Source organism: Aliiruegeria haliotis, assembly GCF_003003255.1.
In the GTDB taxonomy this organism is placed as follows: domain Bacteria; phylum Pseudomonadota; class Alphaproteobacteria; order Rhodobacterales; family Rhodobacteraceae; genus Tropicimonas; species Tropicimonas haliotis.
Window position 1 is genome coordinate 101956 of record NZ_PVTD01000007.1, and the last position, 13208, is coordinate 115163.

Annotated in this window: 11 protein-coding genes; 2 read left to right on the forward strand and 9 right to left on the reverse strand. The window is 61.0% G+C overall.

The window, feature by feature from the left end; translation table 11 throughout:
• Complete coding sequence (locus tag CLV78_RS16280; RefSeq protein ID WP_106205956.1) at positions 1–1983, forward strand: alpha-amylase family protein; 1983 nt, start codon at positions 1–3, stop codon at positions 1981–1983.
• Positions 1984–3241: 1258 nt separating this feature from the next.
• On the opposite strand, the gene nagA is transcribed toward CLV78_RS16280, so the two are convergent.
• From nagA to CLV78_RS16320, 8 genes are all read right to left on the reverse strand, one after another.
• The gene (gene nagA / locus CLV78_RS16285) at positions 3242–4426 is read right to left on the reverse strand and encodes an N-acetylglucosamine-6-phosphate deacetylase (RefSeq protein WP_158263566.1); all 1185 of its coding nucleotides are present in this window, start codon (positions 4424–4426) and stop codon (positions 3242–3244) included.
• Positions 4419–5207, reverse strand: coding sequence for a glucosamine-6-phosphate deaminase (gene nagB, locus CLV78_RS16290; RefSeq protein ID WP_106205960.1), 789 nt, complete (start codon positions 5205–5207; stop codon positions 4419–4421). Before nagB ends, nagA begins: the two co-directional genes overlap by 8 nt.
• Positions 5204–6118, reverse strand: a complete 915-nt coding sequence (locus tag CLV78_RS16295) for an ROK family protein (protein ID WP_106205962.1) — start codon at positions 6116–6118, stop codon at positions 5204–5206. Before CLV78_RS16295 ends, nagB begins: the two co-directional genes overlap by 4 nt.
• The gene (locus CLV78_RS16300) at positions 6115–6801 is read right to left on the reverse strand and encodes an N-acetylmannosamine-6-phosphate 2-epimerase (protein ID WP_158263567.1); all 687 of its coding nucleotides are present in this window, start codon (positions 6799–6801) and stop codon (positions 6115–6117) included. The genes CLV78_RS16295 and CLV78_RS16300 overlap by 4 nt, the downstream gene beginning before the upstream one ends.
• A complete protein-coding gene (locus CLV78_RS16305; RefSeq protein ID WP_106205966.1) occupies positions 6798–8072 on the reverse strand; it encodes a TRAP transporter large permease in 1275 nt (424 codons plus the stop codon). The genes CLV78_RS16300 and CLV78_RS16305 overlap by 4 nt, the downstream gene beginning before the upstream one ends.
• On the reverse strand, positions 8069–8560 hold the full coding sequence (locus CLV78_RS16310; RefSeq protein ID WP_106205968.1) for a TRAP transporter small permease: 492 nt from the start codon (positions 8558–8560) through the stop codon (positions 8069–8071). The genes CLV78_RS16305 and CLV78_RS16310 overlap by 4 nt, the downstream gene beginning before the upstream one ends.
• A 66-nt stretch (positions 8561–8626) precedes the next feature.
• Positions 8627–9586, reverse strand: a complete 960-nt coding sequence (locus CLV78_RS16315) for a sialic acid TRAP transporter substrate-binding protein SiaP (RefSeq protein ID WP_106205970.1) — start codon at positions 9584–9586, stop codon at positions 8627–8629.
• Between the two features lie 71 nt (positions 9587–9657).
• Positions 9658–10380, reverse strand: coding sequence for an FCD domain-containing protein (locus tag CLV78_RS16320; RefSeq protein WP_211301012.1), 723 nt, complete (start codon positions 10378–10380; stop codon positions 9658–9660).
• A 167-nt stretch (positions 10381–10547) separates the two neighbouring features.
• On the opposite strand from CLV78_RS16320, the gene CLV78_RS16325 reads away from it, so the two are divergent.
• On the forward strand, positions 10548–11444 hold the full coding sequence (locus CLV78_RS16325) for a dihydrodipicolinate synthase family protein (RefSeq protein WP_211301013.1): 897 nt from the start codon (positions 10548–10550) through the stop codon (positions 11442–11444).
• 333 nt (positions 11445–11777) lie between these two features.
• Here the strand turns inward: CLV78_RS16325 and CLV78_RS16330 are convergent, their stop codons facing one another.
• Positions 11778–13208, reverse strand: coding sequence for a sulfatase family protein (locus CLV78_RS16330; RefSeq protein ID WP_158263568.1), 1431 nt, complete (start codon positions 13206–13208; stop codon positions 11778–11780).

Consider the following 13208-nt stretch of genomic DNA (forward strand, 5'->3'; position numbering starts at 1 on the left):
ATGCGCTACCGCCAAATCCACCTCGACTTCCACACCTCTGGAAAGATCCCCGGCATTGGCAGTCGGTTCGATCCCAAGGACTTCGCGCAGACCTACAAGAACGCTCACGTCAATGCGGTGAACCTCTTCTCCAAGTGTCACCACGGGTACTCCTACCACCCGACCGAGATCGGCGAAATGCACCCCCATCTGGAGTTTGACCTCCTGCGGGCCCAGGTCGACGCGCTGCAGGCCGAAGGGATAAAGACGCCGATCTATGTCTCGGCAGTGTGGGACGAACTGGCCGCCGCAAAGCACCCGGAATGGCGCATCGTCAGCCCGGATGGGGAGCAACCGATGTTCTATGGCGAAGAGGCCGGTGGCGGCTGGAAATTCCTCGATCTCAGTTCACCTTATGTGGACTACCTGATTTCGCAGATCGAGGAGGTGGTCCACCTGTTCCCGAACCTGGACGGGCTGTGGATAGACATTTGCTTCCAGTTGCAATCTATCAGCCCCTCGGCGCTTGCCGGGATGGCTTCCACCGGGCTCGACTTCCAGAGTGAAGCGGATCGGATCCTCTTCGCCGAGCAAACTGCCCTTGCTTTCTACGGTCGGGTTCGTGCCATCGCGGACAAGGCCGGCGTCCCAGTGTTCTTCAATCTTGGTCACCTGCGGCGGGGCAGGACCGACGTCTTGCGCCGCTATTTCTCCCACCTGGAGATCGAGTCCCTTCCGACAGGAAACTGGGGGTACGAGCATTTCCCCGTCAGTGCCCGATACATGGAACCGCTCGGAATGGAGTACCTCGGCATGACCGGTAAGTTCCACCACATGTGGGGCGAGATGGGCGGCTACAAGAAACCCGAGGCCCTGGTCTACGAGTGCGGGGCAATGCTGGCGCAAGGCGCGCGGATCTGTATCGGCGACCATCTGCACCCATCCGGCCGGATCGACCCGTCGACCTACAAGGCAATTGGCGAAGCCTACAAATGGGTCGAAGATCGTGAACCCTGGTGTGAGGGCACAGCGAACCGGGCAGAGATCGGAGTCATCAGTACAGAATCCATCGACAAACCGGCCTACGGCGATCGCCCGGAGCACCACAACGCTGCGGATGACGGGGTCGTGCGAATTCTGCTGGAGTCGAAGTTCACCTTCGATTTGCTTGATGAGGACAGCGACTACGCCCCGTACCGGCTTCTGGTATTGCCCGACCGGGTTCGCATCGATGCAGCGCTCAAGGACAAGCTGGACGCCTATCTGGCACAAGGCGGACGTCTGCTTCTGACGGGTGCCAGCGGAATCGACGGCGACACAATGCTCTATCCAGCCGGGACCGAGTGGCACGGGACATCCCCAAACAAGGGTGGAGATTTTGGCCTTCCGGTGCAGGATCTGCGCTCCAGCTTTGTCGACGAACCGCTGTTCTACTATGCACCCGCCGAGCGGTTGACCCTCACGTCCGGCAAAAGCCTCGGCGACGTCTATGAGCCGTATTTCGATCGCGGCGAGAACTTCAGCGGTCACCTGAACACGCCCTGTCAGCCCGACCCGAGCGCCTATGTCTTCGGAGCCAGAGACGGGGCCGTCACACGCCTGGCCTTCCCCGTTTTCTCCGCCTACTACCACGCAGGCGCGGTTGCGATGCTTGAGATCGCGACCCGGGCCATTGAATCCGCCCTTGGCCGAGAGCGGATGATCCGTAGCGATCTGCCCACTGGTGCCCGAGCCACATTGCGGGCACTGCCAGATGGAAAGGGAGACGTTCTTCACCTAGTATATGCAACGCCGGTCCTGCGCGGCGTGCTGCGAGAGGACAACGTGCAACCGATTCAGGACATCGTTCCGTTGAAAGACATCTCCGTCGATCTGGAAGCCCGAAACGTCACGTCCGTACGCCTTGTCCCGGAGGGAACGGCTCTAGAGTTCGACGCGACCGGGGATCGTCTTCGCTTCCGCGTACCGTTCATCCGTGCGCATCAGATGGTAGAGGTGTGCTGACCGGGGCGTCTGCAGATGAATGATCTGGGGCCGGATCCTGACCGGCCCCAGGTTCCGGCAAGCAAAAGTGTCATAACAGGCAGACACGGCGTGCATCGTGGACCAGTCAGACAGGTACAGCCCACGCAATCAGAACTGGACTGAGTTCGGAAAGTGGCGCTGTCCATTGTACCGGGCAGGTGCCACGCCGTTCAGCAAGAGCCGCCGCGGGGTTGGCCATGAAGAGGTTTCTGCCGAAGAGGCTGCGTTCCTAGTTGAGGTGTATTTGCGACTGTGGCGTGGGCGGCGGCGGATTTCTGCAGCCTTCGCACGCTCAGGAACTGGATCATAGCTCGCTCCCGTTCTCGGAGTGGAAAGTGCGAACTAAAAAACTCTGTTGCTAGACGAGCTTCCCTTCCCCAGCCAATCGTCGGTATCGAGCGATTTTGGAGCGGCACCACAGTGGCCAAGTGTGTCCTTTGCGATCGCCTCTACTCAACCCTGCTTTCAGGATCTCAATCGTCAGCAACTCATTTGTCGGCCCCGGGCGTTATTAATTTCCACCGAAGCTGTCGGCGGCAACCCGAGAATGTGAAACCTTCTCCGATCGGACGAAATGGAACGCAAGGATCCGCCTCACCGTGTCGGACGGGCAATTGGCTGGCAGGAAGTTGCGCAGAAGAAATGGTGTGGATACCGGAAGCGGCACAGGATTTGCCGAACTCGCGCAAGTGGCTGCTGTTGTCCTATCTGCGTCATGCGAGCCTTCGCCGTGCCGCGCAGATGTCGGTGTCACCTACGAGTGCGCCTCGACCTGCATGAGGAACATCTGCGACAGCTTGTTGAGAGAAAGAATGAGTTGATCCGATCGGTCCTACACAACCAGGCGGCATTCTGCGATCGAATGGAGGCGCCGAACAACCTGACGCAGTTTGCAACCATGGGGCCGTCGCGGACCCACCGAGACCAAGTTCGCCTTTAACACTGCGTCCCGCAGGAGCCCAGAGCGCTCCACCAGCGCAACCCATTGCGATTGATTGACAGTATTCCACTCGAATCTCGTTTGCCATCCACGCACTGCTTACGGTGCTACCTTGGGAGAAAGGGGCAACCTTGGCTGCCTGCGCGTCGGCCAGCCAGAAAGAGTGTCTCCTGTCACCGCTCCGCTCTTCTTGGGGGCTTTGAGCCACACCGACTCATGGCAATCATTGCTCCCGATCCTCGCTTTTGCCCGCACTCCCCATGCGAACGTCAGGATCGTTAGCTACCGTCGCGGTTCCTAATCGGCGAAGGGACTGACGCATTTCTCCTTGCGGAACAGTGCCCCGTCGACCACGACTCCCTCTGCGTTCCAACCCGAGTTCAGCAGCGAAAATGATGCCCGGAACCCGGGCGCAACGCGTCCAAGTTTCCTATGAAGGTTCAGGCAACGTGCCGGATTGGCCGTAGCCATTCGAACACAGCGGCCCAATGGTGTCTGGGCAAATCGGTGCAGGTTCCGGACCGCCTCGTTCATCGCCAGATGGGCACCAGCAAGGGTACCGTCCGGTCCGGTCAGCTTTCCGTCCAATAGATGAATAGATTTGCCATAAAGGTCGAACTCGGTTTTCCCGCCGGCGAGGGTTTGCATCGCGTCGGTCACAAGGCAGAGTCCATCCGGCAGGGAACGCGCAGCCAGTGCAAGGTTCAGGGGATGGACGTGAATACCATCGGCGATGATCCCGGCGAAACCGTGTTGTGTGCCCAGAACCTCGCCCACGATACCCGGATTGCGCCCAACCGTCTGGGACATTGCGTTGAACAGATGGGTTACACCAACCACGCCATCGGCGCGCGCGTCCGCCATCTGTTCGGCACTCGCCGCGCTGTGCCCGGCAAAAAGAACGACACCGGCCGCAGACAATTGACGGAGGTGAGGTCGATGCTGGCATTCGGGCGCCAGCGTCAGCAGGATCGGCAGATCCGCTGCCGCCTGGCAAAGGTAGGCGACATCTTCCTGGTCCAATGCACGGATATGCTCTGTGGGGTGGATCCCCGGGCGTTGCAGCGAAAAGAACGGGCCTTCGAGATGAACACCCAGAATGCCCGGTACGCCTTCGGCAATTGCCTCGCGCACAGCGTCGACTGCACGTTGGTAGTCTCGTCCGGGCGCAGTCGTGAAGGTGGGAAGAAGATACGCGGTTCCGCCGGCGCGCGCGCCTGCGGCGATCGCTCTCAGGCCGGCGACATTCGGCTCGAAGTTGAACTGGATGTCATTGGCGCCATTGATCTGCAGGTCGATAAACCCCGGCGTGACGATTTCCGCTTCGATGCACTCCGACGGCAGTCTGAAGCCGCCCCGGACCGGGCTGAGGCTCTCGATCCTGCCGGCCGCGATACGGATCAGCACATCCTTGGCCGGCACCTCAGCCTCACCGTCGTAGAGGGTTCGAGCAAACAGGTGGAAGGATCGCTGGTCAGCCATGGGACGGCTGCACGTCGATTCCATCCGGGTGGACGTATTGATAATACTCGCGGAGCGTCAGATCAGTGGCCGCGGCGGCATCGAGAACCACCGTTGCCTTGGGATGCAGTTGCAAGGCCGAGGCGGGGCAATGCGCACCAAGCGGCCCCTCGATCATTTTCCGCACCGCGTCTGCCTTGTTGCTGCCGGTCGCCAGAAGGAGGCAATCCCGCGCGTCGAGAATGGTTCCGATACCCATGGTGATGGCGTATTTCGGGGTGGCCTCCTGCCCGTCGAAGTATTGCTGGTTGGCCATCCGCGTGCTTTCCGTCAGGGTCTTCAACCGCGTCCGCGAGGCCAGGCTCGATGTGGGCTCGTTGAAACCGATATGCCCGTTCTGTCCGATGCCGAGAAGCTGGAGATCAATGCCGCCCGCGTCGCGGATCTTCGCCTCGTAGGCTGCGGATTCCGCGACGGGATCGGCCGCATCAGACGCTGGAAGAAACGTCCGGCCAACAGGGAATCCTGCGCGACCGAACAGCCGGCTGTTCATGTAACTCCGATAGGTCGCCGGGTGATCTGGTGCCAACCCCCAGTACTCATCAAGGTTGAACGTCTTGACCTCTTCCACCGGGACGCCGCTTTCCGACAATGCAAGGATCAGCCGGTCATAAACCGCTTCCATCGTTCCACCGGTCGCCAGCCCCAAGACAGACGCCGGACTTGCGGCGATCCGGTTCGACAGGATGTCGGCCACAGCCTGTTGGGCCAGTTCTGCAGAATTGTGTATCAGGACTTTCATCTGGTTTCGGTGCTCCAATCCATTGCTGCGAGCGCCCCGAGCAGCACGCCGTCCGCGCCGAGCCGGGCAGGAACGACGTATGGCCGGAACAGGGACGGCTCGGTGCCCAGATAGTGCGAGACTCTCTGCGCGTACCCCTCCGCCAGGCCAATCCCCCCGCCCAGGACAACGCGATCGATACCTAGAGTTGCGGTTAGGTTGGCGCACATCTCAGCCACCGCGGCGGCCGAGGTGTTGATGATATCCGCGGCCCAGTCGGCACCTGCGCGCCAGTGCTCGAACACCTCCCGAGCGTCCTTCACCCGATGCCCGCGCCGGTTGGCCTCTGCCGAGATGGCGCGACCGGCGGCGATGCTCTCGACCGTCCCCAGGCGCCCGCACCCACATCGTTGCGACGCGAGCCGCGATGTCGAAAATCCGATATGCCCCGACAGCCCGTTCGCGGAGCGGAGCGGCATTCCACCGATCACGAAGCCACCGCCAACTCCAGTTGAAACCGTCACATAGGCCATTGCGTCGCTGCCTTGCCCGGCCCCGAAATGGTACTCTGCAAGGGCGGCCGCCTGCGCGTCGTTGATCACTGAAACCTGCCGGTCGAATACATCCGAACCGAGTGTGCGCAGGTTCACGTCCGAAAGGTTGCTCAGGGTCTCGCTGTTGACCGCCCGCCAGATGCCACCGGCATCCACCCGCCCGGCGACGGCCATCGCGATAGGATCAGACGTTTCCAGTCCAACGTTTCGGGCGAGATCCTGCATGTCCGCAACCTGATCGGCCGTCGACGCGGCGCCGCGCGTCGGCACCTGTGCGCGAGCAACGATGTCGCCGCGTTCAATCCGCGCCGCGGCAAGTTTGGTGCCGCCCAGATCCAGCGCCACGCCAGACAGCGCGCTCCGTGAAAGAACCGTCATCGCCGGAAGCCGTCTCGCACAGCCGCGCTGAACCAACCCGCAATATGCTCGACACGCGTGATCGCACTGCCGACAGTCACGCAGTCTGCCCCTGCCTCGATAGCCTTCCGGGCAAGATCCGGAGAATTATAGCGCCCCTCGGCCATGACGAACGCGCCGAGACCGGAGAATACCTGCACGAGGGCGAGATCGGGCGCCTCCGAACCTGTGTCGGTATCGGCCGTGTAGCCCGACAGAGTGGTGCCAATGATCCCTGCGCCATTGGCAATCGCAGCCTTTGCGTCCGCGACTGTCGAGCAATCAGCCATCGCAATCCGTCCGGCGTCCGTGACTTCGCGCACGATATTCTGCCGAGCATCCGGCATCGGCCGCGAGGTTCCATCATAAGCGACGATGTCCGCCCCCGAGTCGACCAACGCAATCGCATCCGACAGGTAGGGCGTGATCCGCACGGGCGTATCCGGCAGGTCCCGCTTGACGATGCCGATGATTGGCACATCGACCGCGGCGCGCACCGCCCGGACGTTTTCTGCCCCCTCGATGCGCAGACCGCTGGCACCTCCGTTCACGGCGGCCTGCGCCATCGCGACGATGATATCCGTATGGTCCATGGGACCGCCGGTTACGGGTTGGCAGGATGCAACGAACCCGCCTTTCAGGTGTGAGAGTGTCTGCATGGTCATTGCATTAAGCTGGGCAGGCCTGTCGCCAGGATCGGGAAGGCGCAGACCAGCACCAGAACGATGAGCGGCGGGATCAACCACGGAAGAATTGCCTTGGCGAGCTTGTGGTACTCGATCTCGCCAACCTGGGCGACGACGAACAGGGCCATCCCCATGGGCGGCGTCAGCGTGGAGATCATCAGGTTCAGCACGACGATGATCCCGAAATGCACAGGATCAATCCCGAAACCGAGCGCCAGCGGGATTAGGATCGGCACCACGATCAGCAGGATCGCCAAAGATTCGATAAAGGCACCCAGCACGAAGATCATCAGGTTGATTGCGATCAGGAAGGACAGCGGGCTGTCGACAAAGTCGAGAAAGAAGCTTGCGATCTGTTGGGGGGCCTGCTCGCGGGCCAGCACGAAACCGAGCACGGAGACGCCGGCGATAATCGTGCCGATGGTGGCCGAGGTCACGGCGGTTTCATAGATCGCGTCGAAGAAACGGCGCAGCGTCAGCTCACGATAGAACACAAGGTCGATGATGATGGCGTAGAGCACGGTCACGGCCGCGGCCTCGGTGGGCGAGAACAAGCCGCTGAAGATGCCGCCGACAATGACCATCGGGGTCAGCAGTGCGGGGAAGGACTTCAGGAACAGCCGCCAGACCTCGCCCGCGCTGTGGACCGGGTCCTTCGGGTAGTTTCGCCTCTTGGCGAGCACGTAGACCATTGCCATCAACGCGCCGGCGCAGAGGAACCCGGGCACGACCCCGCCGAGAAAGAGCTTGCCGATCGAGGTGTTGGAGATCACGCCATAGAGAACCATGGTGATCGAGGGCGGCACCAGCGGACCGATCATCGAGGACGCGGCCGTGACAGAGCCGGAGAACGCGTCATCATAGCCTGCGTCGCGCATCGCCTTGATTTCCATCTTGCCCAGCCCCCCGGCATCGGCGACCGCCGAGCCAGACATGCCAGAAAAGAACAGGGACGCGAGAACGTTCACATGGCCCAGCCCCCCTGTGAAGCGCCCGACCAGCGCGCGTGCAAAGCCGAACAAGTGGTTGGTAATGCCTGCGGAGTTTAGGATTGCGGCGGCCAGCAGGAACAGCGGCACCGCGAGCATCGGAAAGGAGTTGAGCCCGTCCACCATGCGCTGCACGGCGAACGACATACCCATTCCGGTGTGATAGAAATACCCGACCGATACGAGGATCATGGCGATGCCGATCGGCACGCCACCGAAGACCATGAACAGCCAGACGGCACAGACGACGATCAGGGTCATTTGGTGCCCTCCGGGTCAAAAGCAAAGGGACGGCGATGGATCAATTGCCAGCGGATGCGGCTGGCGACACGCCAGATGATGAAGACCGCGGCAATCGGATAGGACGCGTAGAGCACGGCATCCGAGAAAGGCAGCGTCACGGATTCGTTGCTCCATGTGCGCAGGACGGTCTTGTAGCCGATCCAGAACAGGTGGCAGGTGACCGCAAGGTAGATGATGTCGATGGCGGTGAAGAGAACGAAGCGCATCCGGCCAAGAAGCAATTCGGCCAGGATCCCCATGCGAAGCTGAACATTCCGGCGCTCCGCTTCCCCCGTGGCAATGAACGCCATCCAGACCCAGATCCAGCGCGCCAGTTCCTCGGTCCAGACCGGCGCAGCGAACAGTCCCGAGCGGCCGAAGACCTGCAACAGAACCACGAAAATCAGCCCGAGAAACAACACCGTCGCGGCGTATCCCTCTATGCTGTACCTGCCATTTCCCGACATCTACCTGCTCCGGTCCTGCCTTGGGTTGAAGACGGCGCGCCATGAAACGGCGCGCCGCCCCGTGCTTTATTTCTTGAACAGGGCAGAGATGCTGCCCTCGCCGAATTCGCCCTCAAGCTCATCGTAGTAGGGCTGCATCGCATCGCGGAACGGACCGGTATCCGGGCGCGTGATGGTCAGGCCCTTGGCCTCGAAATCAGCGATCAGGCTCTCTTCCTTGTCCATCACGATCTTGTTGGCGACTTCGCCGCCCTTCATGATGGCTTCCTGCAGCCAGGCCTTTTCCTGATCCGACAGCTTGTCCCAAGTCTGCGTGCCGACCTGAATGGCCGACGAGGCAACGAAGTGGCCGGTCAGCGCGATGTGGTCCTGAACCTCGTAGAACTTCATCGCCTCGATGGTCGGCAGCGGGTTTTCCTGTGCATCGACCTGATTGGTTTGCAGCGCAAGGTAGACCTCGGCAAATGCCACGGGCGCGGGCGACGCACCGGTATTCTCAGCATAGGCGATCAGGAACGGCACGTTGGGCGTGCGCATGCGCAGGCCTTTCAAGTCCTCAAGGGAATTGATCGGCCTGTTGGCCGTGGTGTGGCGTGTGCCGAGGTACCAGACATCAAGAACCTTGACGCCCTGCTCCTGGAAGGCAGCGTCCATCTTCTGGCCGAACTCGCCTGCAATCAGCTCTTTCAGGTGGTCGAAGTCGGAGACCACGTAGGGGGCACCGATCAGCTTCAGCTCCGGAATGATGTAGCTCATGTCCGGATAGCCGGTCATCACGAGGTCGAGTTCACCGGCCTGAGCTTGCGCAACCATCGCCTTGAAATCGCCAAGGGTCGAGGACGGGAACATCTTCAGGGACATCTCGCCGCCGGAGATCTCCTGCAGCGCTTCGTCCATGGCCAACATGCCCTGGTACATCGGGGATGCTTCGTTTTCCTGCGTCCCGAATGTCAGGACGGTTTCTGCCTGCGCGGCGGCCGTCAGCATCACGCTTGCTACGACTGTCCCCAGTATCTGTTTCAACATTTCTCTCTCCTCACTGAAGTGTTGTTTCCCGCAATCGAAGAACAAGGCCGGCCTGCGCCGGTGTCCTTCAGCTACTCCCTGCCGGCACCTGCCAGCCTGGATCTGTACGATCGCATCAGGTGCTGATCGGTCAGTTCCGCCGCCTTCATCGGGTCGCCCGCGACAATGGCATCGTAAATCGCGACATGCTCGTCATAGGAAATCCGATCGGACACATTCAGCGAAGGCCTTCTCGGTCTGTTGGCGAGCATGTTGCTCACGAACATGTCGTGCAATTTCAGGATGATCGGATTGCCGACAACGGCAACGATCGCACGATGAAATGCAATGTCGCTTGCCGGGAAGCGGTCGGTGTCGATATCGGCCTCGTTCTGCTCCAAGGCCGACTTGATCTTGTGAAGCTGGATCGACGTGGCATTTGCGGCCGCGATCCGCGCAGCAGCGGCCTCGATAAACTGGCGCAATTGTTCGAGATGTGCCCCGCTCTCGGCATCCCCCAGAAGGCTGGAGATGTGGCTGGCAGCCGATGAGAGGATGCCGTCCAGGGTCGGCTGCGCAGCCCGTGGTCGGCGGCCGGTCTCAAGCTTCACATAGCCACGGCCCTGCATCAGCAGCAGGGCTTCGCGCACTGTTGGCCGAGAGGTGGCGAACTCTTCACACAACGCTCGTTCCGTTGGCAGGGGGTCGCCAGCCGGAAGTTCGCCGGAGTTGATCCGCCGCTCCAGTGCCGCCGCGATCTCAACGGCAGCGCCTTTGGTCCTGGTGGCATCCTTGTCTGTCGAGCTGAGAATCACCGGACCCCTCCAAGTCGTTGATGTTGATTTTTGGTAAAGCCAAACCGTCCTTATTGTCAAACAATACTTTACCACTTCGATTTTTTGATTTACCAGATACGCCAGATTGTTGAGTCCTGTTGGCAGGTCGTCTTGCCCGGGCTTCGAAAGTTCCGAAGGAAAATCAGATGACTAATGCACTCGCCGGAATGTACGCAGCGCTCCTCTCCGGATTCGCGGACAACGAGGATCTGGACGAGAAGCGCCAAAGAAACATCGTCGACCATGTTCTGCGTCAGGGCCTGAAGGGTCTCTATGTCGGCGGAAGCACAGGCGAGTCCGGCCTGATGAGCACCGACGAGCTGTTCGAGCAGCAAGCCGTGGTGAAAGATGCCACCAACGGCCACGAGACCAAGCTGATCGCCCATGTCGGACAGCCCTCGCTGCGGGATTCGATCCGCCTCGCCCGCAACGCCGAAAAGCTGGGATATGACGCGCTGTCAGCCCTGCCACCGCATTCCTACCGGTTCACGCCGGACGAGATTTTCCACTACTACAAGGCGCTGGCCGCCTCGACGGGCCTGCCGCTGATTATCTACGAGATTCCCGGGCGTGTGGGGCGCGAATCCTCTGTGGCCGAGCTTTCGGCTATCCTGGATCTGCCGGGCGTCGCCGGAATCAAGTTCTCCAGTATGAACCTGATGATCCTGTCGCAGCTGCGAAGCAAACACCCCGACAGCGTGATCTACTTCGGCTCGGATGAAACGTACATGACAGGCGCGATTGCGGGAGCAAATGGCGGCATCGGCTCCACGTACAACGTTCTTGGCAAACTCTATGTTGCCATGGACGAGGCCATGAGTGGCGGCCAGATCGAGCGCGTACGGGACCTTCAGGCGATTTCACGAACCTACGTCGAACGTCTGTTCGAGGTGGGTGTGATGCCCGGAATAAAACTGTCCCTGAGGCACCTCGGAGTTGATTGCGGCCCCTGCCGTGCGCCGTTCCGCATCCTGTCCGACGCAGGCCGCAAGCCTTTGATCGATTTTCTGGAACAACCGGACGTCAAACCTTGGGTTTCGTGAAGGCGCAGGAGATCTTAGGGACGCTACGGGCACTTGTCCGAGGGTCAGCTTCGCGGCCTTGGTATCCATTTGAGGGTCCTCTTCGGGATCGCCGCATCGATCCCTGATCAATCAGCGGCAGTCACCGACCAGGGAGCGGCTTCGATGCGGTCGCATGTCCTGTGTAGTCCACCAGGTTCTTCTGGCACCGCCGACATTGCAGATCCAAATCCTCACCTTTTCGGCCTTTCTCAAGTCGAGCAGAAGAAAGCGAACAGCACCAAAATCCCCGATGGGCAGGCCGACAGATCGGACATCTCTGACACCAAGTGCCAGTGCTTTCTACGTCCCCCGCTACCGGTTTCGTCGACGCCACGCCTTGAGATGTGTTCGGCCAATATCCCGGGTCTCGCGATGCTCCGGTTTGCCAGCGAGGTTGGTTGTCTCGGCCGGGTCTGTCTCCAGATCGTACAACTCGTCCAGATCGCCCATTGGGTCGTCGATGAACTTGAAACGGCCGAAACGAACCATTGCGCGCTCCCCTTCGGCCTCGCGCCGCAGAAGCGTTTTCTTGATCGCCTCGATGCCCGCTGGCGCACCGTCGTTTGCGTAGTCTTCAAACCTGTAGAGTGGACCGCCGGCGCCGTATTCCGACACGACAGATGTGCGGAACGGTTGTATCAGCGCCTCGGCCAGACCGTCGACCGCACCCAGAATGGACGGATCCGTGCCTTGTGCGGACAGCAGGAACGGCAGGATGTCGACAAGACTCACTGGCTGTTGTGCGCGAGTTCCAGCCGGCAGGATACCGGGCGCCCGCACCACCAGCGGCACCCGCGCAAGGCAGTCCGGGAAGCCCCCCCCCTTGCTCATCATGCCGAAATTGCCACCGAAATCACCATGGTCGGCACAGAAGACGACGATCGTGTTGTCGGCCTGTCCCGTATCCTCCAATGCATCGAGGATTCGGCCGAGATAGTGGTCGACCTGACGGATCATCGCAAAATAAATGCTGACACAAATGGCGAGATCTTCCTGCGCGTCGGCCGGCCATGCCAGCATTCCGTGCAGAATGCGCAATCGCTCGGGCATTTGCCCCCAATCGACGGGCCGTTCCTTGGGAAGGTCCGACAGGTCAATCCGCGCTTCATCGAACCAGCGGCGCGCAACCTCGAAGGGCGGGTGCGGGTCGGGAAAGGACACCCATGCGGCGAAGGGACGATCGGACGTGGCGATGAACTCAGCCGTGCAAGCCGCAATCGCCGGTGTCGCGTAGTGCTCTTCCGGATGGTCCGTAGTCGCATGTGGATACGGTGCGTCTGTCGCGGGCATGTTCCGGCGCATTGTATTCGCCGCATGCACCGCTCGTGCCCGATCCGGGTCCCGCTGCCATGCCTCTGCCGATTCCGGGACGCCGTAGTGCTCAACCTCGAACGCTTCGTCGAAAGCCTGTTTCTGTGCCGCGGTGAAGCAATGATCCTTTCCGATCAGCGCCGTGCGGTAGCCCATATCACGCCAGAGCGAGAAAGGGTTCGGACGATTCTCCGGAAAGCTGTCCTGATTGGTCTGGCAACCGGTGCGGGAGGGGTGGCATGCGGTCCACGTGGCGATACGTGCCGGCACGCAGAGCGGACAGGGCGTATAGGCGCAGTCATAGACCACACCTCCGGTCGCCAACCGCTCGAGAGAGGGTGTCGGCACCAGCGGGTTACCGTAGAGCGAACTCGCCTGCGCGCTCATCTGGTCAGCCATGATCACCAGGATGTTCGGCAGCGGAGTGGACAC

Coding starts and splice junctions, on each gene's coding strand:
- CLV78_RS16325 (WP_211301013.1), top strand. CDS start 10,548: ATGACTAATGCACTCGCCGGAATGTACGCAGCGCTCCTCTCCGGATTC.
- CLV78_RS16295 (WP_106205962.1), bottom strand. CDS start 6,118: ATGACGGTTCTTTCACGGAGCGCGCTGTCTGGCGTGGCGCTGGATCTG.
- CLV78_RS16280 (WP_106205956.1), top strand. CDS start 1: ATGCGCTACCGCCAAATCCACCTCGACTTCCACACCTCTGGAAAGATC.
- CLV78_RS16315 (WP_106205970.1), bottom strand. CDS start 9,586: ATGTTGAAACAGATACTGGGGACAGTCGTAGCAAGCGTGATGCTGACG.
- nagA (WP_158263566.1), bottom strand. CDS start 4,426: ATGGCTGACCAGCGATCCTTCCACCTGTTTGCTCGAACCCTCTACGAC.
- CLV78_RS16310 (WP_106205968.1), bottom strand. CDS start 8,560: ATGTCGGGAAATGGCAGGTACAGCATAGAGGGATACGCCGCGACGGTG.
- CLV78_RS16300 (WP_158263567.1), bottom strand. CDS start 6,801: ATGACCATGCAGACACTCTCACACCTGAAAGGCGGGTTCGTTGCATCC.
- nagB (WP_106205960.1), bottom strand. CDS start 5,207: ATGAAAGTCCTGATACACAATTCTGCAGAACTGGCCCAACAGGCTGTG.
- CLV78_RS16305 (WP_106205966.1), bottom strand. CDS start 8,072: ATGACCCTGATCGTCGTCTGTGCCGTCTGGCTGTTCATGGTCTTCGGT.